The sequence below is a fragment of the Collinsella sp. wc0583 genome (genome assembly GCF_046116915.1).
Classification (GTDB): Bacteria; Actinomycetota; Coriobacteriia; order Coriobacteriales; family Coriobacteriaceae; genus Collinsella.
Genome location: NZ_JBJXBN010000001.1, coordinates 81721 through 103915 on the forward strand (window position 1 = coordinate 81721; position 22195 = coordinate 103915).

The window sequence follows — 22195 nt, forward strand, 5'->3', positions numbered from 1 at the left end:
TCTGAAGTGCGCACTGGTTTACAGAGCGCCTGCACTAAACCGTGAGAGGACACAACCATGGGCTTCCTTGACGAGATTAAAAATAAGATGCACCTGGGCGGCCAGCAGGGTTACGACCAGAGCTATGACCAGGATGACGACTACGGCTACGATGACGGCTACGATGATGGCTATCAGAACAACGGCTACAGCGGTACCTCGGGCGAGGGCTTCTATACCCAGGACGAGCCGAGTAACGGCCTGCTGGGCCAGACGCGCCGCGGTGAGGCCGAGTCGGTCGCCGTGTATACGCGCTCCGGCCAGCTGGTCGGCGATGACTCGCGTCATGCAACGACGTACAATCCGCCGTCGCGTTCTCAGGATAGTGCCGCAGGCGGCTATCGCCCCGGCGCTTACGACACGCCGTCGAGTTATGCCGAGAGCGCCCGCGCTCGTGCCGCGGCACCTGCGCCCGCTTCTGCGCCGAGCGACGCCTCGGCCTATGCAAACAACATCATTAACGCCACGCCGCAGCTGCCTGCCTATGTCCTGCGCCCTGAGAGCTATGACGATGTCGAGACCGTTGTCCGCCGCGTGCGCACCAAGCAGCCCGTTGCGCTGATTTTTGTTGGCGTTCGCACCGAGGTCGCCAAGCGTGTCCTGGACTTTAGCTATGGCTTTGCCTGCGGCCTGGGCGCTACGGTCAAAGAGGTGGGCGATCGCGTGTTTATGGTGCTGCCCGCCGGCTGCGAGGTCAAGGATTCGGACCTCAAGAAGCTGCGCGCCGACGGCTACCTTAAGTAAACCCAAGACGAGGAGATTCTCATCAACATCTACACCATTGTCCAGCTGGTCAACACGCTGTTCAACTTCTACTCCACACTTATTGTGGTCTATTGCTTTATGACGTGGATTCCCATGAAGCAGGGCGGCCTGCTGCAGGATATCGCCGCGGTGCTCGATAGCGTCTGCGGTCCGTGGCTCAACCTGTTTCGTCGGTTTATTCCGCCGATGGGCGGCGTTGATTTTTCGCCGGTCGTTGCGATTATTGCGTTGCAGTTGGTGCAGAGGCTGATTCTGCAGCTTCTTATAGGTATACTCGTATAGTACTGGCTCAGTAACTTACGTCGGGCGCCCGGCGCCAAGGCGATGATAAAGGAGAACTTGTTATGGCTATTACCCCTGCTGACATCCAGGCTCAGACTTTCTCTGAGGCCAAGCGCGGCTATGATCCCGCCGAGGTCGACGTCTTTTTGGAGACGCTGTCCTCCGAGGTTGACGCTATGCTTGCCAAGATTGTCGATCTTAAGGGTCGTCTGACTGCCACCGAGCAGCAGCTTGCCGACACGCAGGCCCAGCTTGCCCAGGCTCAGGACGCTGCCGCTCAGGCCGTTCCCGCCGCTCCTGTGGCCGCTCCCGCACCCGACTTCTCCGCTCAGGAGCGCCAGATCTCCGCTGCGCTGATTGCTGCCCAGCAGACCGCCGAGGGCATCGTCAACGATGCCAACGAGAACGCTGAGCGCATCCGCAACGAAGCCGACGCCAAGGCCCGCGAGGTCATCCGTCAGGCCCTGACCGAGAAGCAGGCCGAGCTCGAGGAGATCGACCGTCTGAAGGCTTCCCGTGAGGAGTTCAAAGCCGAGTACCTCAAGCTCATCCAGCACTTCATGGACGATGCGCAGAATTCCTTCCCGTCCGACCTTATGGCCTCCACGCCGGTCGGTTCTGCGGCTTCTCCTGCAGTGACCGTTCCCGCCGCCGAGCCGCTGCCTGTCGCTGATCCGGTTGTTCCCGTGGCTGACCCCTTCGCCCCGATCGACAACTTTGCCGCCGACGACCTGGACTAGCGCCAGAGCTACAATCTCGTGCCCTTAAGAGGAGCTCGCGCCTGCGGGCTCCTTTTTTGTGGCTGCATACGGGTTGGGAAACAAAACGCCGAGCTCTGCGTGCGATAGGGCAGAACTCGGCGAAAGGGTGAGCGGTAAAAGGTAGATTTTAGGGCATGCCCAAGAACTACTTGAGGAGGAAGTCGGAGAGGGGAATGGTACGGGCCTCGCGATGCTCGGGATCGGCGATGTGGTCGGCAGGATAGCCGCAGACGAGCATGTGATAGGGATAGACGCCCTCGGGCAGGTTGAACCGCTCTCGGGCTAGCTCGGGCTTAAAATGGCATACCCAACACGTTCCCAGGCCTTGCTCCTCGGCCTCCATCATCATTTGATCGCAAACAATCGAGGTGTCGATAGCGCTGGAGTTCATCTGGTCATAGGGGCGAACCCAAGCGTCGTCGGTAACGCTGCAAATGAGGAAGATGAGCGGAGCGCCAAAGATGGACCCATCACGAGCAAACCGAGGCTGACAAGCAGCCGCCTTCTCCAAAAGCTCGGGCGTATCCAACACCATCACACGGGCTGGATGGTTATTGCAAGCAGAAGGAGCAATACGCCCAGCCTCAACAATGACATCCACCACAGCCTGCTCCACAGCCCGATCCTCAAAAGAACGACAAGAATACCGAGCCCGAGCCAAATCCAAATACCCCATACGAGCCTCCAAAGTTAATAAAACAACCCAAAACTAAGCAAAAGGGTACCCAAAGCAACACTCAGCCAAACGTTTAAGGCGGTCCCAAAGTTTCCAATCGGGCCCCAAGGCCCTGCCAACAAAAGCCCCATCGCTTTCAAAGTATCAGCCAAAGTTTCCAATGGTGGTACGTAAGGGAGCGGGCCCGACCACTAATAACCTTTTGAACGACTCTGCTTGCAGCCGGAGTGAAAAAGGTTATTAGTGGTCGGGCCCGCGACCGCCGGGACACGTACCCCCAATTAACTGTTCTTCATGACAATCGAATCCACGACATCGGCCACATTCTCGCAGCAGTCGGCGCAGTACTCCAGGAAAGCGTAGACGTCACGCCAGGCGATGACCTCGAGCGGGTCCTTGCCATTGACGTGCAGGTTGCGCATGGCGTTGATGTAGAGCTCATCGGCCTCGGACTCAATGGTGTTGATCTGGATGACCAGCTCGCGCAGGGTCTTGGACTTGCGGTAATTAGGCAGCTCGACCATAAGGTCCTTCATGGCTCGGCAGGCGTCGGTCACCTTGTGGGCGATGACAATGGCATCGGGGTGGATGCTCTGGATGTTGGTGAAGTAGACGCGCTGCACGACGCCCTCGATACGGTCAAGCACAGTGTCGAGCGAGCAGCTCATCAGGTCCAGATCCTCGCGCTCAAGCGGGGTGATAAAGGCAGTGAGCAGGGCATCCTCGAGCTCATGGTGCTTCTTGTCGGCCGCATGCTCAATCGCATGCATCTCTTCGAGCATGCCGTGGATCTGCGCGGGATCAAAGTTCTCAAAAATCTTGATGAGCAACTCTGCGGCCTGGACAGCAAGGTCGGCGCAGGCGACGTAGTTGTCAAAGTAGAACGAATCGGGTTTCTTTGCCATGAGTGGGTCCTTTCGAGGCGAAGACGGGTGGGCGAGGTATTGCGGTCCGGATGGACGTTCGGTTTGACTAGATGAACATCATGAACAGCTTGGCCATGACAAAGCTGATAAGTCCGCAGGCGGGGAAGGTGAAGAACCAGGTGAACATCATGTCCTTGACGACACCGAAGTTGATCGCCGAGAGGCGCTTGACGGCACCGACACCCATAATGGCGCAGGTCTTGATGTGCGTGGAGGACACGGGGATGCCGGTGAGCGTGGCAAGCAGCAGGTTTGCGGCGCCCGCCAGGTCGGCGGAGAAGCCCTGGTACTTTTCGAGCTTGACCATGCTCTGACCGACAGACTTGATGATGCGCTCACCGCCCACGCTGGTGCCGATGCCCATGGTGGCCGAGCACAGCAGCATGATCCAGATGGGGATGCCGGCGTCGCCGACGCTCGTCTGTCCGCTGGCAAAGGCGACACCTAAAAAGAGCACGCCGATAAACTTTTGTCCATCTTGCGCGCCGTGCATAAAGCTCATGGCCGCGGCACTTGCGATCTGAGCATATTTAAAGAAGACATTGGCACGCCGCCTGTTGGCGGCGGCGAAAAGAATCGAGACGAGCTTGCACAGGACCCAGCCCATGACAAAGCCCAGGCCGATGGAGAGCGCCAGGCCGTAGATGACCTTCATCCACTCGTGGACGTTGACGCTGCTCGCGCCGCCGAGGGCGATAGCGGCACCGGTCAGGCCGGCGATAAGGCTGTGGCTTTGCGAGGTGGGGATGCCAAAACGCGACGCTGTGGCGCCGTAGACGACGATGGAGAACAGTGCTGCGCAGAGGCACGCGAGCGCCATGGTGCTGTTTCCGCCAAAGTCGACGATATGTGAGATGGTGTTGGCGACGCTCGCGTTAAAGTGCGTCATGATGAGCACGCCGAGGAAGTTGAATGCGGCGCTCATGAGAATGGCGGCGCGGGCGGGCATGCAGCGCGTGGTGACACAGGTCGCGATGGCGTTGGGCGCGTCGGTCCATCCATTGACGAAGATGGCGCCGAGCGCGAGGATCACGGTGACGGCAAGGACTGGGTTCGACACAATTTGGCCGAGGAAGGCTGAGAACGTTACGTCCATATATGGGCTTTCTCGAAGTTTGCAGGCACGTTACAGAAACATGATAAATCGTATCACCTCCTGCGGGTTTCTTTACCGAGTTCTGACGGGAGAAGTGAATTTTTTGGCACTAACATTGAATATTTGCCCTGTTGACCGCGGGTGTTCTTTTTGCTAGCACGCCATGAGGACACGGGCGCGCGCCCCAACATCCCAAAACCACAGCCTGTTCGCTTTACAATATGCAAACATGCGTTCGATAATAGGAGGCATGGAATATCGACAGACAGATGGTAAAACTCGACGCGTGCACAAGCAGTATGTGGACGTCGTGGCCCGCATCCTCGCGGGCGGACAAGTCGTGCCGGTTACCGTCTGCTGGGTCGACGGTCGCTGTTTTACGATCGACGAGATTGTCTCATCCACCGGTTTTGGCCTAACGGTTCACGGCATTCGTACGGCAACCTATAAGGTTCGTTTTGGTGGGCATGCGACCGAACTGTATCTGGAAGAACAGGCGCGCGAGCGACCGGATGGCTCGCAGGCCCATCTGATGCGTTGGTGGGTGTGGGCATTCGACCGTACGCTCGAGAGCGGGCGCCGCAGGTAAGAGCGCGCGGCATTCGGGTACAATGGCAGGAATCTTGTCACCTACGGCGCTGTCGCGGCGCTTTTGAGAGGACGATATTATGAACGATATCCAGGGTTATCAGAACGGCCCCATTGAGACCGGCGCAAGCCGTGCCAAGGAGATGTCGCCGCGTGCGTACAACCTTGCCATGTCTGCCCTGATCTTTTTGGGCTTTTGCGCCATGGGTGCCGGTGCTTACTTTACGAGCACCATGGCGTTCGCCCGCATGATGATGAGCGGCGCCGCCTTGCCGCTGGTCTTTGGCTCGTTTATTTTGACCATCGTCGGCATGGTCATGATGTCGGCCGCCGCGGGCAAGCAGTCTGTGGGTCTGTCCCTTGTGGGCTACGTAATCTTTGCGAGTACCTTTGGCCTGACCGCGTCGTTTGGCCTTGCCAATTACGACCTGCCCACCATCAACACTGCCTTTATCGCCACGGCCGCCATCACCTTTGTCTTTGGTGCGCTGGGCGTGACCTTCCCCAAGTTCTTCCAGCGTGTGTACGGCATTGGTTTTGGCATCCTGCTTGCCACGATTCTGGTCGAGATCGTGCTGATGTTTATGGGCGTCTCGCAGTCCATCACCGACCTGATCGTGATCGTGGTGTTCGCTGGCTTTATTGGCTACGACACCTATGTGGCCACGACGGTGCCGCCCACGCTGCCCAACGCCGTGCTCATGGCATCCAACCTGTTCGTGGACATCATCAACGTGTTCCTGCGCATCCTGAACATCCTTGGTCGTCGCGACTAGTGCCAAATTGCAGCGGTGCTTGCGCACGTGTAAATCGATGCGGAAGGCGGTCCTTCGGGGCCGTCTTTTTTGTGCGTGGCGGGGTATCATGGATGGAAAAGCCGATAGCGGCAGAGACCGAGAAAGGTGACCACTTATGGCAGACGTTGACAACAGGAACCGTAACCGCAGACCCAATCGCGCAGGGCAGCCCAATCCCAAGCGCGAGGCCCGTGCCAAGGCCGCCGAGCGTCACGTGGCGACTGTGTCCGAAGCGTGCGCCAAGGATATCGAGCGCTCGCTTGCAGGCGTGCGCGAGTTCGACGGTATGCCTGCCGGCTTTGTCGCGGCGATGAAGGCCAAGGCCCAAGCGGCTGCGGCTGCCGAGGAGCAGGTCGCCGAGGAGTCTGAGGCCGCCGAGGTTGCGTCTGCCGAGGCTGAGGCCGTGGCCGAGCCTGCGCCTGCAGAGGAGGCCGCGGAGACCGAGCCTGCGCCTGCCGCTGAAAAGCCTGCTCCGGTCCTGCCCGAGGTCACCGTGCTCGACGCCTCTGCCACGCAGGCCATTCTGGATAACGGCCGAGGCTACGCGCAGTTCTGCGACATGGCTGTGCTCGCCTTTGCCTCGTTCACCAACCCGGGCGGTGGCTACATCCAGGGCTATCTGGGCCAGGAGGCCACGCTCTGTGCCGATTCGTACCTGTACAACGTGCTCGATAAGCAGCGCAAATGGTACGGCGAGAACCGTCGTCGCAACATCAACTGCGAGCTTTACCGCAACCGTGCGCTGGTGGTGCCTGCGGTGCGCTTCGACCGCAATCACGTACATGCATATGCTGACGTGATCGTTGCCGCCGCGCCCAACGCCAAGCGCGCTCGCCAGGAGTATCGCGTGGGTGACGATGCCTTGCTGGATGCCCTGCGCGATCGCATCCGCTTTGTGCTTGCCATCTGCGATGAGCTGGGTCGCGAGAAGCTCGTGCTGGGCGCTTGGGGCTGCGACAACAACGGCTTTGACGCCGAGGCCGTGGCTGAGCTCTTCCGCAAGGAGCTCGCGTCGGGCGACTTCAAGGTCAAGCAGGTGTTTTTTGCCGTGCCTTCTACGCGTTGGGACGAAGACTTTGCCAAGTTCGAGCACGTGCTGGCAAACTTCCCCGAGCGCAACGAGGAGTCCTATGCTCAGGTTGCCACTCGCGCTGCTGCTGCTCGCGCCGCCGAGCAAGCCCAGGCTGCCGCCGAGGACGATGAGGATGACGACGACTGGCGCAAATACCTGTAATCGGTATGTGCTGACAGATAGGTCGATCCGGCAGGAGAGACTGCTCCCGCCGGCTTTTTACTAGAGGAAGGGCTTACGATGAAAAACGTTCTGTGCTTTGGCGACAGCAATACCTATGGCTACGATCCGGCGGGCATGCGCGACGGCACCGCGGTGCGCTATGCGCACGATGTGCGCTGGTGCGGCGTGGCCCAGCGCGACCTGGGCGAGGGCTGGCATGTGATTGAGGAAGGTCTAAATGGTCGCACGACGGTGCGCGACGACATGTGCCATCTGGACACCAATCTCAACGGCATTCGCGCGTTGCCGATGCTGCTCGAGACTCATAAGCCGCTGGACGCGATCGTGATTATGCTGGGCACCAACGACTGCAAGACGGTCTTTAGCGTGGGGGCTGCCGATATCGCTGACGGTGCCATGGCGCTGATTCGCACCGTCCGCGCGTTTCCCTGGACCGACGCTGCGCCTTGTCCGCGCATTCTGCTGATGGCTCCTATCAAGATCAAGCCGCAGATCGCCGATGTGTATATGACCGACTTTGACGAGCACTCCGTCGAGGCCTCGGAGCATTTTGCCGAATACTATGCGTATGTTGCCGAACAGTTTGGCTGCGACTTTTTGAATGCCGCCGATTTTGCCGAGCCGGGCGATATCGATTATCTGCACATGATGCCGGAAAGCCACGAGAGCCTGGGCCACGCCGTGGCGGCCAAGCTCAAAGAGATGCTCGGAGCGTAGCGCGACCCCAAGCAGTACAAAAGTTCCCCTTGCGGTGGCTTGTTTCGTTGGTTTGTCTTGATCTGTAACAGCTGTAAGGCCGAAAACGGGCTAGATGTTACAGATTGAGATTATTTAGGTCGATATCGGTCGTTTGTCTCGATCTGTAACATCTAGGGTCGATTTCGCCGAGTTACTGTTACAGATCGAGATTTTCTTCTCAGCGGAATTTGAATGTCTCAATCTGTAACAGGTGGGCCGAAAAATGGACTCTAACTGTTACAGATCGAGATGTTTGCGGGAACCGCCACAAAGGTGCCTGTCCCCTTTGTGGCGGTTTGGGATGGGGCTTAGTATTGCCACATGTGGTTGACGGGGCCGGAGCCTTTGCCCATGTCAAAGCCAGCGGCGAGAGCGCCCGTTAGGTAGGCCTTGCCGGCGTTGACGGCATCGGCAAGATCCATGCCCTGGGCCAGCGCGCAGGCGATGGCGGACGAAAGCGTACAGCCAGTACCGTGCGTGTTGCCGGTCTCGATGCGCTTGTGGCGGAACCACGTGGTGAGCGGATCGCCCAGATGGTTGCCCTCGTCATCGAGCGGCGCGGGCTCTGCTAGCACATCGTTGGCCTCGTTGACAAAATGCCCGCCCTTAACGAGAGACGCGCAGCCAAAGCGACGGGTGAGAAGCATGGCGGCATTTTGCTGCGTGCGCTCGGAATCGACCTCATAATCGAGCAGCGCCATGGCCTCGGGAATGTTGGGCGTGATAACGGTCGCCAGCGGGAACAGGCGGCGGGTGAGTGCCTCAGCGGCATCCTCGGCAATGAGGCGAGCACCCGAGGTGGCGACCATGACGGGGTCGACGACGATATTTTGTGCGTCCCAGGCGCTCAAGCGGTCGGCGATAACCTCGATAATCTCGGCAGAGGAAACCATGCCGATCTTGACGGCGCTGGGTCGAATATCGTCAAAAACGGCATCGATCTGCGCCGCGACAATATCCGGAGAGATGTTCTGCACAGCGGTGACGCCCAGGGTGTTCTGTGCGGTGATGGCTGTGATGGCCGTCTCGGCATACAGGCGGTGCGCCGTGATGGTCTTGATGTCGGCCTGAATGCCGGCGCCACCGCTGGAATCGGATCCTGCGATGGATAGAACGGCGGGTACCTTACTGCGATCCATGTTCGCTCCCTTGTTCGGTCGGATTCAAATGGGTCTTTAAGTCTGCATTATAAAGTTGCCCGGGCCGGCTGTATTCCGAACCCGGGCGGGCGATGCAATCTTTACGCAAATGTAAGCAAATGTTCACGCGTCAACAATTGTCGAACACCTTGTTACCGATTGTGGCTTCGGTGACGCGTTAGTCCTCAATACCGAGGTCGATCGTCGTGCCCTCGAACACCTTGTTGACGGTGCGGACGGCGCACATCTTGCCGCACATGGTGCAGGTGCCCTCGGTGGCAGCGGGGGATTCCTCGTAGCGCTTCTTACCGGTGACCGGGTCGAGAGCGCACTTCCACATGGCGTCCCAGTCGAGCTTGCGGCGTGCCTGGCCCATCTTGTCGTCCATGTCGCGGGCGTGGGGCACCTTTTTGGCGATGTCGGCGGCGTGTGCGGCGATCTTGGTGGCCATGAGGCCGTCGAGCACGTCCTGGGCGTTGGGCAGGCACAGGTGCTCGGCCGGCGTCACGTAGCACAGGAAGTCGGCTCCGGAGCTGGCGGAGATGGCGCCGCCGATGGCGGCGGTGATGTGGTCGTAGCCCACGCCGATATCGGTCACCAGTGGCCCGAGCACATAGAACGGGGCGTTGTGGCACAGGCGCTTCTGCAGTTTCATATTGGCGGCGATCTCGTCGAGCGCCATGTGACCCGGACCCTCGACCATGACCTGGACGCCGGCGGCCCAAGCGCGCTTGCACAGCTTGCCCAGCTCGATCATCTCGGCGGTCTCGGTGGCGTCGTTGGAGTCGTAGAGGCAGCCCGGGCGGCAGGAGTCGCCGAGCGAAATCGTCACGTCGTATTCATGACAGATATCGAGCAGCTCGTCGTAGAACTCGTAGAAGGGGTTCTCGTTACCGGTGACTTCCATCCAGCCAAACAGCAGCGAGCCGCCGCGACTGACGATGTTCATGAGGCGGCCGGTCTCCTTAAAGGTCTTGATGACCGACTTGTTGATGCCGCAGTGGATGGTCATAAAGTCCACGCCGTCCTCGGCATGCGCGCGCACGACCTCGAGCAGATCGTCCTTGGTGAGCTTGACCAGCGGCTTTTCCATGTAGCCGATGGCGTCATACATGGGTACGGTGCCTACCATGAGCGGTGTCTCGTCGATGAGCTGCTGGCGGAACTGGCGCGTCTTGCCCGAGTTGGAGAGGTCCATGATGGCGTCGGCGCCAAAGTCCTCGGCGATCTTAACCTTCTTCCATTCCTCGGCGGCATCGGCCTTGTCGCCCGAGATGCCCAGGTTGACATTGACCTTGGTGGACAGGCCCTCACCGACACCAAAGGCGCGCATGCCCTTTTTGATGTGCACGATGTTGGCGGGAATGGCGATGCGGCCGTCGGCCACGCGCTCGCGGATGTACTCGGGGTCGCGATGCTCGCGCTCGGCGACCTCCTTCATCTGCGGTGTGATCTGCCCGGCGCGGGCGAAGTCGATTTGCGTGACGAGCGTGGGCTCGGTTTGTGTGCTCATTGGCACGGCTCCCTTCGTTGGCATTACCCATATCAGGTTTGCGGGTCAGGACGGGCGCGCCCAGTCTCAGCCTGCCGTCTTGTCCTGCAAGCTCCCCGTTTATGTGGTGGGCTCAAGTATAGCCTGAATGGGTACGATTGACGCGATGAGCATGCCCATGGGGAGGCGAACATGGAAGACAAGCATCTATATCGAGAGACGCAATGGGATGTATCGGCCGAGGAGGGCCGTGCCCATCATGGGCTGGTCGCGATTGGTTTTGCGGTGCTTGCCGTGCTGGTGATTGCCGTTTGTATCTGGACGTTTGGTGGTCGCGGCGGCACTGCCTGGGAGTTTGAGGCCGATGATAGCCTACCGATTATGACGGTGAGGAGTACTGGCGGTAATGCCAATACGCTCGCCATTCCGGGCGATTATTGGTACCCGCGCGATGAGTTTGTGCAGTTGCAGCTGAGTGGTGGGTCCATTCCAGGCGAAGAAATCGAACGCGTGACGTTTGACGCGGCGCTCAAAACGCTGACGGTGAAGCTCAAAGATCAAGGAGATGTGCCCACGACCATGGATATCGCCCTGACGGAATGGCGCCTGGAGCCCCCGTCGGGCGTCAAGGCGTCCGATGTGGAGCATGTCAAGATTACCTATCAGGACGGCTCGACAAGCGAGATTGCCAAGGCAGACGGCTTGGCGGAATAGCGGGATGTTCACCGAATATCATGAAAGCATGCCGAGGTGGAGTTCGGCGCTGGCGACAGGCATTTAGAATGCCTGCTCGTTGATGAAGACCAGGCTATCTGGGGACGAGAGCTCGGGGACATAGCGGTAGCCAAGGTTGAACTCGGTAAGACCGGCGGCGTCCTCGACCTTGTTTTCCGCCATCCAGCGGACCATCGAACCGCGTGCCTTTTTGCTGGCGGTCGATCGTTGGATAGGCTTATCGTTGCGGACGCCTTCGCCAAAAAAGCAGGTGATAACCGTTGTATCCTGTGCAGCATGGGGCAGGACAGCTTTGGCGTATTCCACGCTGGCAAGGTTGACGATAGTGGTGTCGGAACCGGCCGGCGCAATTACCTGCGCAAGTCGATTCCCCCAGAAGGCATAGAGGTCGCGAGCGCCGTCGACGGCGAGCTTCGCCCCCATTTCGAGCCGATAGGGAGACACGCCGTGGAAGGGGCGCACGCATCCGTAGAGTCCCGAGAGGATCCAGAGATGGTTTTGCAGCCAGTCGAGCTGCGCGGCATCCATCACCTCGGGTGCCATGCTCTGGTATTGAATGCCGTGATAGGACATGACGGCGGGGGAGATTCGACGCGCGATATCGGGATCTGCGAGGTCGGTATCGCTCAGGACGGGCATAAATTCGTGAAGCGTATCCAGACACGTTGTGAGCAGCCTGTCGCTCACGTTCCACAGCGCCTGCAGGCCGCCGCTGCCTTCATTTCGTTCGATATCTAGCAGTGCGTGGTGGAGGCGAGCCGTCTCGTGCGCAAAAGGTGGAATGCCCAGGACTTCAAAAGCATCTTGGGCCGCGCGCATCTGCTTGGCGGGCGAAATGATGACCTGCAGCATGGACTCTCCTCTGCCAAAAAAGTTGCGGTGGAATACGGTCTGTTTTGGCCGTTTATGGGCCAGTTTAGTCCGTATTTCACCGCAAGTTATAAGGGACTGGTTAGGCGCGCTCGAGGAAAGCCTTGTAGCCGCGGTAGGCCTCGTAGATGTCGGCCTTGTTGGCGACTTCCCACAGGGCGTGCATGGACAGGACGGCAACACCGGAGTCGATGACGTTCATGCCGTACTTGGCCATGATGTAGGCGATGGTGCCGCCGCCGCCCGCGTTGACGCGACCGAGCTCGCAGGTCTGGAAGTCCACACCGGCCTCGTCCATGATGTCGCGGATGAGGGCCACGTACTCGGCGTCGGCGTCGTTGGAGCCGCCCTTGCCGCGGCTGCCCGTGTACTTGTTGAAGCACAGGCCGCGACCCATGAAGGCGGCGTTCTTGGTCTCGAACTTGCCGGCGTAGCCCGGGTCGAAGCCGGCGGACACGTCGGAGGAGAGCATGCGGCTGCGGGCGAGTGCGCGGCGAAGGGCCAGCGGGCTATCCTCGCCGGCGAGCGTCATGATCTCGGCGACGGTGTTCTCGAAGAAGCGGCTCGTCATACCGGTGGCACCCACGGAACCGATCTCCTCCTTGTCGACGATGAGCGTGATGCTCGTGCGCTCCACGTTGGCCACATTGATCTGGGCGAGCATGGAGGGGTAGGCGCAGACGCGGTCGTCGTGGCCATAGCCCAGAATCATGGAGCGGTCGAGACCCATGTCGCGGGCAGGGCCGGCGGGCACGACCTCGATCTCGGCGGAGAGGAAGTCCTCCTCCTCGACGTCGTACTGCTCCTTGAGGATGTCCAGGAACATCTGCTTGACGGGCTCCTTGGGGGCGTCTTTGTCGTCCTCGTCAAACTTGACGGGGCGGCCGCCCACGATCACGTCGAGGATCTCGGCATCGACGGCGTCCTTGGCAGGCTTGGACATCTGCTCGCTCGAGAGGTGGATCAGCAGGTCGGAGATGGTAAAGACCGGGTCGTCCGCCTTGTCGCCGATGCTGATGTCGACGGTGGTGCCGTCCTTTTTGCAGATGACGCCCACGAGTGCGAGCGGGGAGGCTACCCAGTGGTAGCTCTTGACGCCGCCGTAGTAGTGCGTGTCGAGGTAGGCCATGTCGCCGGCCTCGAAGGCGGGATTCTGCTTAAGGTCCAGGCGCGGCGAGTCCACGTGGGCGCCCAGGATGTTAAAGCCCTGCTCGAGCGGGGCGGTGCCCAGGTTGACGAGCATAAGGTCCTTGCCGTGGTTGGCGGCGTACACCTTGTCGCCTGCCTTGAGCTCGCGGCCTTCGGCGATCACGGTCTCCAGGTCGACGTATCCCGCCTCCTCGGCCATCTTGATGCCGGCCTTGACGCACAGGCGCTCGGTCTTGTTCTCGCTCAAAAACTGCTTATAGCCGCGGCAAAGCTCCTCGAGCTCCTCGACTTGCTGTGGCGTGTACTTTTTCCATGCGCAGGGACGCTCCATGACGCAGGCTCCTTTCGGATCGATCGTGCTGGTTGATGTACCGTGAGCCATCGTATCACGCGCGGGCTCGCGGCGGCAGGGGAGCTTGATGTGCAGTGGCCGCGGGGCGGGGAGCGTGTAAACTGGAGTGAGCAAACCGTGCCCAGCCCAAAGCGAGGTATTCAATATGTCTGACAAGCGCCGCACCTTTGCCGTTATCGACGGCAACTCGCTCATGCATCGCGCCTTCCACGCCGTGCCGCCGACCATGAACGCGCCGGACGGTCGCCCCACCAACGCGATCTTTGGCTTTCTGAACATGTTTCTCAAGATGATCGACGCCTTTAACCCCGACGGTGTGGTCGTGGCGTTTGACAAGGGCAAGCCGCGCGTGCGCATGGAGATGCTGCCGCAGTATAAGGCGCAGCGTCCGCCCACGGATCCCGATCTGCACGCGCAGTTTCCGATGATCAAGGAGCTGCTCACGGCGCTCAACGTGCCGATTCTGCAGTCCGAGGGCTGGGAAGGCGACGATATCCTGGGAACCATGGCGCGCCTGGGTGAGGAGGCAGGCTGCGACATGCTGCTGGTGACCGGCGACCGCGACATGTATCAGCTTGTGACCGAGCACGTCAACGTGGTCTCGACCCGCAAGGGCCTATCCGACGTAGCGATTATGACACCTGAGAGCGTGGATGATCTGTATCACGGCATCACGCCGGCGCTCGTGCCCGATTTTTACGGTCTGAAGGGCGACACGTCCGATAACATCCCCGGTGTGCCGGGCATCGGCCCCAAAAAGGCGAGCGCGCTCATCGCGCAGTACGGCAGCTTGGACGAGGTCATCGCGCATGCTGACGAGGTCAAGGGCAAGATGGGCGAAAACCTGCGCGCACACATCGACGACGCGCTGTTGAGCCGTAAGGTGGCGACCATTCGCACCGATGCGCCCGTCGAGCTCAACTTTGACGAAACGTCCTTCCCGGCGTTTTCTGCCGACGAAGTCTCCGCGGCGCTGGGCACGCTCGGCATTACGGCCATGCAGAATCGCTTCCTGGCGCTGATCGGTGGCGAGGGTGGGGCTGCGGCCGCTGCCGGCGCGTTCGAGATGCCCGCGGTTTCGCGCGCTGCCGCCGGCGATGCCGAGGCGCTCACTGCCGCCGCTGCCGAGATCGCTCGCTCGATGGAGGCGGACGAATGGATCGCCGCCGTGGTGGACGATGACAAGGAGGAGGGCGCGCTTTTTGGCCTGACGCGCACGCTGTGGCTGGCGACGTCCAAGGGGCTGCTTGCGCTTGAGGAGGGCGAAGGCGGTACCACTGCCGCGGTCGATGGCTTCAACTTCGCCCATGGCGTGATCGCCGGCGTGCTTGCGCGCCTGTTTATGGAGGGCCGCGTGGCGAGCCCGGATATGAAAGCACTGCTGCATGAGCTTTCGCCCATCGACTCTTCCGAGCCCGAGCTCATGGATCCGCTGGCAGTCGATTCCACGCGCATCTTCGATACCGTGGTTGCCGCCTACCTGTTGGATTCCGACCGCTCCGAGTTTGACGAGGCGTATCTGGCCGATACCTATCTGCAGATGGCGCTGCCTGCGGTGCGCGGTGCGGAGGGTGCTGGCGAGGATGCTCCTGCGCCCGCCGCTCGCACGGCGGCCTTGACGCTGGCACTGGTCGCACCACTGCGCGACCGCATGGCACGCGAGAACGCCGCCAACGTGTTCGATGGCATCGAGATGCCGCTCGTTCCGGTACTTGCCAAGATGGAGCGCGCGGGCATGCTCGTGGACCCCGACCGCCTGCACAGTCTGTCCGAGGGCTTGGCGACCCAGATTACCGAGGTCGAGCGCAGCATTCGCGACCTGGCGGGTGATGAGACGTTTAACATCGGTAGCCCTATGCAGCTCTCGCACGTGCTGTTTGACGTTATGGGGCTTCCGACCAAGGGCCTCAAAAAGACTAAGCGCGGCTACTATTCGACTAACGCCAAGGTGCTGAGCGACCTTGCCCGCGACCACGAAATCGTGCGTCTGATCTTGGATTGGCGTGAGAAGTCCAAGATCAAGTCCACCTATCTGGACACGCTGGGCCCGCTGCGCCGCGGTGACGGTCGCGTGCACACCACGTACAACCAGACCATCACGGCAACGGGTCGCCTGTCCTCGAGCGAACCGAACCTGCAGAACATCCCGACGCGCTCGGAGCTGGGCCGTACCGTCAAGACGGCGTTTTCGGCAGGCGAGGGAAGCGTCTTTTTGGCGGTGGACTACTCGCAGATCGAGTTGCGTCTGCTGGCACATCTCTCGGGTGATGAGCACCTGGTGCGCGCCTTTAACGAGGGCGAGGACTTCCATGCCGAGACGGCCGCGCGCGTGTTTGGCGTGCCGGTGTCCGAAGTAACGCCCGACCTGCGCAGCCGCGCCAAGGCCGTGAACTTTGGCATCGTGTATGGTCAGCAGGCCTACGGCCTGTCACAGTCGCTGCACATCTCGATGGCCGAGGCGCGCGACATGATCGACCGCTACTACGAGGCCTATCCGGGCGTGCGCACGTTCCTCGACAACGTGGTGGCGCGAGCCAAGCAGACGGGCTATGCCGAGACCATGTACGGCCGCCGTCGTCACATTCCGGAGCTCAAGGCCAAAAACCCGCAACTCCGCGGCTTTGGTGAGCGCACGGCCATGAACCACCCCATGCAGGGCACCGCGGCCGACATCATCAAGATCGCCATGGCCCGCGTAAGCCGCCGTCTGGAAGAAGAGGGCTTTGCCGCCCACATGATCTTGCAGGTGCACGACGAACTGGACTTTGAGTGCCCCATCGACGAGGTCGAGCGCCTGACCGCCATGGTCCAAGACGTCATGGAACACGTCGTAGACCTACGCGTACCCCTAATCGCCGAAGCCTCGACTGGAGTGACTTGGGCAGACGCCAAGTAAGGGCACGCCCGCAATTCCAAAGTGATCAAAACCAGAAGGACGCCCCTCATCAACAAGGAGCGTCCTTCATTCCAAACTATCAGCCAAGTATCTAGACGCCAAGACGCCATCTAGGCGGCAAGCAAGTAAACCTAGGGCCTGGCCGGGCGGCACGGGTTAACTTTTCGTAGATTCCGCACGCAAAGAAAGCCACTTAATGTGGCTTTCGTCTTGCGCAGGACCTGACCGAGCGAAAAATTAACCCGTGCCGCCCGGCCAGGCCCGATGGGACGGCTACCGAGCCGCCAAGATGGCGTCGATGAGCGTCAGTACGCCCCCGTCGTTGTTGCTCGGAATGCGCCACTTAGCGTGCGCGTTCATGTGCTCCTCGGCATTGTCCACGATAAAGCTATGTCCGACGCGCTCCAGCATGGGAATGTCGTTGTAGGTGTCGCCCACGGCGGCGGCATCGGCAATATCGATCCCGAGCTGCTCGCACAGGTGCGCGACGCCAGCGCCCTTGTCGACGCCCAAGTTCATGAAGTCGATCCACTCGCGCCCGGCGTTGGTGACGTAGAGCTTGTCCGAAAACTCGGGGCTATAGGTCTCGCGGAATGCGGGCTCGGCATCGTAGGCAGGGAAGAAGATCGAGATCTTGTTGGACTCGATATCAATGCCCTCAAAGCTGTCGACGTAGTTGATTGTGTTGTAGTAGACGCTGATCTCGTCGTGGTATTGATGGTCGCGGGCAAGCACGTAGAACTCGTCGAAGCAGCACAGGACGGGGACGGCGCGAGGATCCTCCGAGGCGCGGTTCAAGACCTGCTGGTACAGCTCCACGTCGATAACGCTCTTATAGATATAGCTGCCACGATAGATCACGCATGCGCCGTTGTCGGGACAAAAGGCGAGGCGGTTCTTGATGCCCTCGAACATCTCCTCGAGTTTTGGGGCGGGGCGTCCGCTGGCGGGGCAGAACACGATGCCAGCCTCGGCGAGCTTGTCTAGGCGCTCGTCGAGGCCCTGAGGCAGAACGCGCTCGTCGGTCAGCAGCGTCTTGTCCATGTCGACGGCAATGAGCTTAATGTTTCCGATATTGGCGTCCGATTCGTAAGTTTGCATAAAAGCGAGCCTTTCGTTTCGAGATTGTTTCAGACGTTATAACCATTAACTCGTAGTCGGGCGTATTTTCGCAGGATTGGCGCGCGTTTGCATCACCATTCACAAAGTAATGAAAAAACTTTTCAGAAATTTGAAGTTGTCGCTTGTGCCGCGAGCACTTTAGCGTAATATAGCGACCATCGAAAACGGAGACGGAAAAACAACCGCTTACCGAGGAAAAGGTACCGTTTACGATATTAGAATTGCGCCCGGCGATAGGTGAAAGGAGAGGCAGATGCAGTTCGTAAAGATCATCACTACTGCAGATAATGCCATCCGACGCCAGCGCGCAATTTCCCGACGACGATAACAATCGTCTCTGTCCGCATGGGGCGAATTGCCTCAACAGAGTCATTTTGAGGTCGTTGGGTTTTAGCACGACATTGCTGCATGTTTCTAGGGCATGTATGTGCTGATTATTGCTATTTAACCTGATATTGTACGGTATTCGACCTTGAAATGACTTGCAACTGACCGATGTTCTAACTAGCTACCAAGGGCGAAAGGAAACAGCCATGAGCAAGGAAAAAGTCGTTCTCGCATATTCCGGTGGTCTTGATACATCCGTATGTGTCAAGTGGCTCCAGGACGAGAAGAATCTCGATGTCGTTTGCGTCTGCGGTAACGTGGGCCAGGAGGAGACCGGTCTGGATGCCAAGAAGCAGAAGGCGCTCGACCTGGGCGTTCTTGATTGCCAGGTGCTCGACCTGCGTGACGAGTTCTCCGATGAGTTCCTGACTAAGGCCATCGCCGCAAACTCCATGTACGAGAACAAGTACCCGCTGCTCTCCGCTCTGTCTCGCCCGCTGCTCGCCAAGAAGCTTGTCGAGGTCGCTCACGAGTTTGGCGCGACCTACGTCGCCCACGGCTGCACCGGCAAGGGTAACGACCAGGTCCGCTTCGAGGCTGCCGTCAAGGCCCTCGACCCCGAGCTTAAGGTTATCGCCCCGGTTCGTGAGTGGGATCTGAAGTGCCGTCCCGACGAGGTCGCCTATGCTCATGCCCACAACGTGCCGGTTCCCGAGGGTGCCAACGACAACCCCTATTCCATCGACGACAACCTGTGGGGTCGTGCCATTGAGTGTGGCCACCTGGAGGATCCCTGGAACGAGCCGCTCGACGACGCCTGGGTTATGACCAAGAATCCGGAGGACACGCCGGACACCCCGACGTATACCGAGATTGAGTTTGAGGCCGGCAAGCCCGTCGCCGTCGACGGCAAGAAGATGAAACTCTCCGAGATCGTTATCGCCCTCAACAAGATTTCGGGCGACAACGGCTTTGGCCGTCTCGACCTGGTTGAGGATCGTCTGGTGGGCCTCAAGAGTCGCGAGTGCTATGAGGTTCCCGGCGCCCTGACGCTCATCACCGCCCACAAGGCGCTCGAGGACATTTGCGTCGAGGGCGACCTGCTCAAGACTAAGATTAAGCTCGAGCAGGATTGGGCCACCGCCGTGTACAACGGCCAGTGGTACAGCCCGCTCAAAAACGCGCTCGACGCCTTTATGGCCGACACCCAGAAGTTCGTGACCGGCACCGTCCGTCTGAAGTTCTTTAAGGGCAACTGCCATGTCGTCGGCCGCAAGAGCCCCTTCAGCCTCTACGACTACGGCCTGGCCACCTACGACCGCGACACCACGTTTGACGAGAAGGCCAGCGCCGGCTTTATCGAGATCGATACGCTGTCGCTCAAGACATGGGCTAAGGTCCAGGGTCCCAGCTCTGCTGCCGCCCAGGCTTAGGTCTTCCTTTCCTTGGTATCCGCGCGGCCCATCCGCGTGATACATAACGGGCGCATGGGGTCCCTACCTTTCGTTATGCTTGCTGACACTTCTTAACATTGGTGGCCCCTACGTTCCGCCCGCATATATGTTGCCGCGTCTGCGGCTGAGTCCGAGCCCCGCCGGGGTTGTCCGGCGGGGCTCCTTCTATCAATTTGGCGGCTCTGCGCCTATATATATGAGGAGTATCCATTATGTTCAATGCTATCGCGCATGCTTTACTTTCCCTCGCGCCTGAATTTGATGCTGCAAAGGTCGAGGACGTCCCTATGAGTCTGAAGGCCTGGATCGATGGTTCGCGGGGCAACATCCGGAGGGAGACGTTGGGCGCCAAGTGCATGGTGCGTCACTTCTTTGCAAATTAGCTACATGGCCCCGCTTACGGCAGGGAGTGTGTAAAACTAGCGGTTGAAAAATCGCTTTAGCGACAGGGCGCATAGCTTTGGGCGCTTGTTTTGGTATTTGATGAAAGGGGACGGTTCCATGGCTCTTTGGGGCGGTCGTTTTGAGGCAGGTGTGGCCGAGGTCACGCAGGAGTTTGGCGCGTCGTTGCCGGTTGACAAGCATCTCTATAAGCAGGATATTGCCGGCTCTAAGGCACATGCCAAGATGCTGGCGGCCCAGGGCATTATCAGCGCCGAGGACGAGCAGGCGATTGCCGAGGGCCTGACCGGAATCGAACAGGATATCGATGCCGGCGACTTCACCTTCGATATCAACGACGAAGACATTCATATGTCCATCGAGAGCGAGCTGACGCGCCGCATCGGCGAGGCCGGCAAGCGCCTGCATACCGGGCGTTCGCGCAACGACCAGGTTGCGACCGATACGCGCCTGGGCGTCAAGGCGCTGGCCAAGGAGCTCATGGAGGCCAATCTTGAACTGCGCCATGTGCTGGTGGATGCGGCCAAGAAGTACGACAAGGTGATTCTGCCGGGCTATACGCACATGCAGCACGCTCAGCCCGTGCTGCTGTCGCATCATCTGCTGGCGTATTCCTGGATGTTCGCGCGCGACTTTACACGCCTGAAGGCCGCCTTTGATGCCGCCGACAACTGCCCGTTGGGTGCTGCCGCTCTTGCCGGTACGAGCTATCCGCTCGATCGTCAGATGACGGCTGCCGAACTTGGCTTTGCGGGTGTGATTCCCAACTCGCTCGATGCGGTTTCCGACCGTGATTTCCTGCTCGATCTGCATTACGCCGGCTCCGTCATGGCCATGCACCTGTCGCGTCTTTCCGAGGAGATCGTGCTGTGGTCGAGCTCCGAATTTGGCTTTATCACGCTTTCCGACTCCTACTCTACTGGCTCGTCCATCATGCCGCAGAAGAAGAATCCCGACTTTGCCGAGCTTATCCGCGGCAAGAGCGGCCGAGTCTATGGCAACCTGGTGCAGCTGCTCGTGACCATGAAGGGCCTGCCGCTTGCTTATAACAAGGACTTGCAGGAGGACAAGGAGGGCGCCCTCGATACCGCCCATACACTCATGCAGTGCCTGTCCGTTATGGCCGGTATGATTTCGACCTGGACCGTCAACGAGGATGCCATGGCGCGCGAGTGCGGTGTGGGGCACCTTGCCGCCACCGATGTTGCCGATTACCTGGCCAAACGTGGCCTGCCGTTCCGCGAGGCACATGCCGTGGTGGGCCATTTGGTCCTGATGTGTGAGAAGCGCGGCTGCAACCTTGAGGACCTGCCGTTTGAGGTGTTCCAGGAGGCGAGCCCGCTCTTTGAGCACGACATTACCGAGGCGCTCGACATCCCGTCGATTGTCGCCGCGCGCACGACCGAGGGCGGCACCGCCCCTGCCGCCGTTGCCGTGCAGCTGCAGCGTGCCGAGGCACAGCTTGAGGCCGACAAAGGCGTATTTGGATTGCTGACCAAGGTCGTCGAAATGGGCCACGGGGTAAAGTAGGGGTTTGGCTGAAGCTGTTTTGGCCATTATTTATTGATAAATCGTTGTTGCTTTTACGGGCGTCTGCTGGTGCGGGCGCCCGTATTTTGTTGCTATGGGGGAGGGGCTTGTCGAGAACTTCTGTAGGACCTTTGGGCAGGTTGTGAAGGGGGTGCGTTCACGGGCGGCAACTGACCGTCCGCTTGGTTCGGTGCGGTTGATGCGCGGTCGGATGGTACTCTAATCGGGCCTCGAAACAGAAGTGACACATATGGAGCGCTTTAATAAATTGTAGCGTTTCAATAAACAGCTTTTTGTTTAACTGCAGCTAAAACTCTGTTACGATGCAGTCCAGGCGGGTGCCGGAATGGGACTTGGGCACGCGCGAACCTACTTGAAAGGCTACCTTATGGCTATCGAGAAGACCTTCATCATGATTAAGCCCGATGCTGTGCGCGACCGCAAGATCGGCGAGATCGTTGCTCGCATCGAGCGCAGCGGCCTTGTCATCGAGCGCATGGAGATGACCACGCTCGAGCGCGCTACCGTCGAGGAGCACTACGCCCATCTGGCCGACAAGCCCTTCTTTGGCGGTCTCTGTGACTTTATGACGAGCGGTCCGGTTGTCAAGATGGTCGTTTCCGGTCTCTCCGCTGTTTCCAAGATGCGCACCCTTATGGGCGCTACCAACCCGCTTGATGCTGCCCCCGGCACCATTCGCGGCGACTTCGCTGTTGATGTCAACGCTAACGTGATCCACGGCTCCGACTGCTTGGAGAACGCCGAGATCGAGATCAAGCGCTTCTTTGGCTAAACCAGCTTTGA

At 59.7% G+C, this 22195-nt stretch carries 21 protein-coding genes and 1 riboswitch; of the genes, 13 read left to right on the forward strand and 8 right to left on the reverse strand.

Going from position 1 to position 22195, the window contains the following annotated elements:
- The first annotated feature begins 57 nt into the window (after nucleotides 1-57).
- From ACKUUJ_RS00350 to ACKUUJ_RS00360, 3 genes are all read left to right on the forward strand, one after another.
- Nucleotides 58-783, forward strand: a complete 726-nt coding sequence (locus ACKUUJ_RS00350; protein WP_343000982.1) for a cell division protein SepF — start codon at nucleotides 58-60, stop codon at nucleotides 781-783.
- Between the two features lie 57 nt (nucleotides 784-840).
- Nucleotides 841-1086 (forward strand): YggT family protein, encoded by a 246-nt coding sequence (locus tag ACKUUJ_RS00355; RefSeq protein ID WP_255360343.1) that lies wholly within the window; start codon nucleotides 841-843, stop codon nucleotides 1084-1086.
- Between the two features lie 62 nt (nucleotides 1087-1148).
- The gene (locus ACKUUJ_RS00360; protein WP_118080366.1) at nucleotides 1149-1826 is read left to right on the forward strand and encodes a DivIVA domain-containing protein; all 678 of its coding nucleotides are present in this window, start codon (nucleotides 1149-1151) and stop codon (nucleotides 1824-1826) included.
- Between the two features lie 166 nt (nucleotides 1827-1992).
- Here the strand turns inward: ACKUUJ_RS00360 and ACKUUJ_RS00365 are convergent, their stop codons facing one another.
- The 3 genes from ACKUUJ_RS00365 to ACKUUJ_RS00375 form a co-directional block, all read right to left on the reverse strand.
- On the reverse strand, nucleotides 1993-2523 hold the full coding sequence (locus tag ACKUUJ_RS00365; RefSeq protein WP_409064277.1) for a nitroreductase family protein: 531 nt from the start codon (nucleotides 2521-2523) through the stop codon (nucleotides 1993-1995).
- Between the two features lie 281 nt (nucleotides 2524-2804).
- Nucleotides 2805-3428, reverse strand: coding sequence for a DUF47 domain-containing protein (locus ACKUUJ_RS00370; protein ID WP_118080370.1), 624 nt, complete (start codon nucleotides 3426-3428; stop codon nucleotides 2805-2807).
- A 67-nt stretch (nucleotides 3429-3495) separates the two neighbouring features.
- A complete protein-coding gene (locus ACKUUJ_RS00375) occupies nucleotides 3496-4545 on the reverse strand; it encodes an inorganic phosphate transporter (protein WP_118080373.1) in 1050 nt (349 codons plus the stop codon).
- Between the two features lie 250 nt (nucleotides 4546-4795).
- On the opposite strand from ACKUUJ_RS00375, the gene ACKUUJ_RS00380 reads away from it, so the two are divergent.
- The 4 genes from ACKUUJ_RS00380 to ACKUUJ_RS00395 all read left to right on the forward strand — a co-directional run bounded on the left by ACKUUJ_RS00380 (nucleotide 4796) and on the right by ACKUUJ_RS00395 (nucleotide 7902).
- The gene (locus tag ACKUUJ_RS00380) at nucleotides 4796-5134 is read left to right on the forward strand and encodes a hypothetical protein (protein ID WP_343001258.1); all 339 of its coding nucleotides are present in this window, start codon (nucleotides 4796-4798) and stop codon (nucleotides 5132-5134) included.
- A gap of 79 nt (nucleotides 5135-5213) precedes the next feature.
- Nucleotides 5214-5909 carry a Bax inhibitor-1 family protein gene (locus ACKUUJ_RS00385; protein ID WP_343001257.1) on the forward strand — a complete coding sequence of 232 codons (696 nt, stop codon included), beginning with the start codon at nucleotides 5214-5216 and terminating at the stop codon, nucleotides 5907-5909.
- A 136-nt stretch (nucleotides 5910-6045) separates the two neighbouring features.
- The gene (locus ACKUUJ_RS00390; RefSeq protein WP_409064278.1) at nucleotides 6046-7164 is read left to right on the forward strand and encodes a TIGR02452 family protein; all 1119 of its coding nucleotides are present in this window, start codon (nucleotides 6046-6048) and stop codon (nucleotides 7162-7164) included.
- 78 nt (nucleotides 7165-7242) lie between these two features.
- A complete protein-coding gene (locus ACKUUJ_RS00395) occupies nucleotides 7243-7902 on the forward strand; it encodes an SGNH/GDSL hydrolase family protein (RefSeq protein WP_409064279.1) in 660 nt (219 codons plus the stop codon).
- Between the two features lie 329 nt (nucleotides 7903-8231).
- Here ACKUUJ_RS00395 and thiD read toward each other — a convergent pair whose 3' ends face one another.
- Both thiD and thiC read right to left on the reverse strand, forming a co-directional pair.
- The gene (gene thiD, locus ACKUUJ_RS00400) at nucleotides 8232-9062 is read right to left on the reverse strand and encodes a bifunctional hydroxymethylpyrimidine kinase/phosphomethylpyrimidine kinase (protein ID WP_022094507.1); all 831 of its coding nucleotides are present in this window, start codon (nucleotides 9060-9062) and stop codon (nucleotides 8232-8234) included.
- 178 nt (nucleotides 9063-9240) lie between these two features.
- Nucleotides 9241-10575, reverse strand: a complete 1335-nt coding sequence (gene thiC / locus ACKUUJ_RS00405) for a phosphomethylpyrimidine synthase ThiC (protein WP_409064280.1) — start codon at nucleotides 10573-10575, stop codon at nucleotides 9241-9243.
- Nucleotides 10568-10683, reverse strand: a riboswitch (TPP riboswitch). (Overlaps the previous gene by 8 nt.)
- A gap of 63 nt (nucleotides 10684-10746) precedes the next feature.
- Here thiC and ACKUUJ_RS00410 point away from each other — a divergent pair.
- Nucleotides 10747-11268 carry a hypothetical protein gene (locus ACKUUJ_RS00410; RefSeq protein WP_409064281.1) on the forward strand — a complete coding sequence of 174 codons (522 nt, stop codon included), beginning with the start codon at nucleotides 10747-10749 and terminating at the stop codon, nucleotides 11266-11268.
- Nucleotides 11269-11331: 63 nt separating this feature from the next.
- On the opposite strand, the gene ACKUUJ_RS00415 is transcribed toward ACKUUJ_RS00410, so the two are convergent.
- Both ACKUUJ_RS00415 and ACKUUJ_RS00420 read right to left on the reverse strand, forming a co-directional pair.
- Nucleotides 11332-12141 (reverse strand): YaaA family protein, encoded by an 810-nt coding sequence (locus ACKUUJ_RS00415; protein ID WP_022094511.1) that lies wholly within the window; start codon nucleotides 12139-12141, stop codon nucleotides 11332-11334.
- Nucleotides 12142-12241: 100 nt separating this feature from the next.
- Complete coding sequence (locus tag ACKUUJ_RS00420) at nucleotides 12242-13639, reverse strand: aminopeptidase (protein ID WP_409064282.1); 1398 nt, start codon at nucleotides 13637-13639, stop codon at nucleotides 12242-12244.
- A gap of 166 nt (nucleotides 13640-13805) precedes the next feature.
- On the opposite strand from ACKUUJ_RS00420, the gene polA reads away from it, so the two are divergent.
- Nucleotides 13806-16556 carry a DNA polymerase I gene (polA, locus tag ACKUUJ_RS00425; RefSeq protein WP_409064283.1) on the forward strand — a complete coding sequence of 917 codons (2751 nt, stop codon included), beginning with the start codon at nucleotides 13806-13808 and terminating at the stop codon, nucleotides 16554-16556.
- A gap of 273 nt (nucleotides 16557-16829) precedes the next feature.
- Here polA and ACKUUJ_RS00430 read toward each other — a convergent pair whose 3' ends face one another.
- On the reverse strand, nucleotides 16830-17657 hold the full coding sequence (locus ACKUUJ_RS00430; protein WP_409064284.1) for a Cof-type HAD-IIB family hydrolase: 828 nt from the start codon (nucleotides 17655-17657) through the stop codon (nucleotides 16830-16832).
- Nucleotides 17658-18211: 554 nt separating this feature from the next.
- Between ACKUUJ_RS00430 and ACKUUJ_RS00435 the strand changes: the two genes are divergently transcribed.
- From ACKUUJ_RS00435 to ndk, 4 genes are all read left to right on the forward strand, one after another.
- Nucleotides 18212-19438, forward strand: a complete 1227-nt coding sequence (locus ACKUUJ_RS00435) for an argininosuccinate synthase (protein WP_035138001.1) — start codon at nucleotides 18212-18214, stop codon at nucleotides 19436-19438.
- A 233-nt stretch (nucleotides 19439-19671) separates the two neighbouring features.
- Complete coding sequence (locus ACKUUJ_RS00440) at nucleotides 19672-19842, forward strand: hypothetical protein (RefSeq protein WP_409064285.1); 171 nt, start codon at nucleotides 19672-19674, stop codon at nucleotides 19840-19842.
- A 118-nt stretch (nucleotides 19843-19960) separates the two neighbouring features.
- A complete protein-coding gene (gene argH, locus ACKUUJ_RS00445) occupies nucleotides 19961-21391 on the forward strand; it encodes an argininosuccinate lyase (RefSeq protein ID WP_409064286.1) in 1431 nt (476 codons plus the stop codon).
- A 388-nt stretch (nucleotides 21392-21779) separates the two neighbouring features.
- The gene (gene ndk, locus ACKUUJ_RS00450; protein ID WP_055251725.1) at nucleotides 21780-22184 is read left to right on the forward strand and encodes a nucleoside-diphosphate kinase; all 405 of its coding nucleotides are present in this window, start codon (nucleotides 21780-21782) and stop codon (nucleotides 22182-22184) included.
- The last annotated feature ends 11 nt before the right edge of the window (nucleotides 22185-22195 follow it).

Excerpts from the sequence above, each read along its gene's own strand:
- ACKUUJ_RS00410 (WP_409064281.1), top strand. The coding sequence starts at position 10,747 with ATGGAAGACAAGCATCTATATCGAGAGACGCAATGGGATGTATCGGCC.
- ACKUUJ_RS00375 (WP_118080373.1), bottom strand. The coding sequence starts at position 4,545 with ATGGACGTAACGTTCTCAGCCTTCCTCGGCCAAATTGTGTCGAACCCA.
- ACKUUJ_RS00395 (WP_409064279.1), top strand. The coding sequence starts at position 7,243 with ATGAAAAACGTTCTGTGCTTTGGCGACAGCAATACCTATGGCTACGAT.
- ACKUUJ_RS00440 (WP_409064285.1), top strand. The coding sequence starts at position 19,672 with ATGTTCAATGCTATCGCGCATGCTTTACTTTCCCTCGCGCCTGAATTT.
- ACKUUJ_RS00435 (WP_035138001.1), top strand. The coding sequence starts at position 18,212 with ATGAGCAAGGAAAAAGTCGTTCTCGCATATTCCGGTGGTCTTGATACA.
- ACKUUJ_RS00420 (WP_409064282.1), bottom strand. The coding sequence starts at position 13,639 with ATGGAGCGTCCCTGCGCATGGAAAAAGTACACGCCACAGCAAGTCGAG.
- thiD (WP_022094507.1), bottom strand. The coding sequence starts at position 9,062 with ATGGATCGCAGTAAGGTACCCGCCGTTCTATCCATCGCAGGATCCGAT.
- argH (WP_409064286.1), top strand. The coding sequence starts at position 19,961 with ATGGCTCTTTGGGGCGGTCGTTTTGAGGCAGGTGTGGCCGAGGTCACG.
- ACKUUJ_RS00385 (WP_343001257.1), top strand. The coding sequence starts at position 5,214 with ATGAACGATATCCAGGGTTATCAGAACGGCCCCATTGAGACCGGCGCA.
- thiC (WP_409064280.1), bottom strand. The coding sequence starts at position 10,575 with ATGAGCACACAAACCGAGCCCACGCTCGTCACGCAAATCGACTTCGCC.
- ACKUUJ_RS00430 (WP_409064284.1), bottom strand. The coding sequence starts at position 17,657 with ATGCAAACTTACGAATCGGACGCCAATATCGGAAACATTAAGCTCATT.
- ACKUUJ_RS00380 (WP_343001258.1), top strand. The coding sequence starts at position 4,796 with ATGGAATATCGACAGACAGATGGTAAAACTCGACGCGTGCACAAGCAG.
- ACKUUJ_RS00390 (WP_409064278.1), top strand. The coding sequence starts at position 6,046 with ATGGCAGACGTTGACAACAGGAACCGTAACCGCAGACCCAATCGCGCA.
- ACKUUJ_RS00415 (WP_022094511.1), bottom strand. The coding sequence starts at position 12,141 with ATGCTGCAGGTCATCATTTCGCCCGCCAAGCAGATGCGCGCGGCCCAA.
- ACKUUJ_RS00370 (WP_118080370.1), bottom strand. The coding sequence starts at position 3,428 with ATGGCAAAGAAACCCGATTCGTTCTACTTTGACAACTACGTCGCCTGC.
- ndk (WP_055251725.1), top strand. The coding sequence starts at position 21,780 with ATGGCTATCGAGAAGACCTTCATCATGATTAAGCCCGATGCTGTGCGC.
- polA (WP_409064283.1), top strand. The coding sequence starts at position 13,806 with ATGTCTGACAAGCGCCGCACCTTTGCCGTTATCGACGGCAACTCGCTC.
- ACKUUJ_RS00365 (WP_409064277.1), bottom strand. The coding sequence starts at position 2,523 with ATGGGGTATTTGGATTTGGCTCGGGCTCGGTATTCTTGTCGTTCTTTT.
- ACKUUJ_RS00350 (WP_343000982.1), top strand. The coding sequence starts at position 58 with ATGGGCTTCCTTGACGAGATTAAAAATAAGATGCACCTGGGCGGCCAG.
- ACKUUJ_RS00360 (WP_118080366.1), top strand. The coding sequence starts at position 1,149 with ATGGCTATTACCCCTGCTGACATCCAGGCTCAGACTTTCTCTGAGGCC.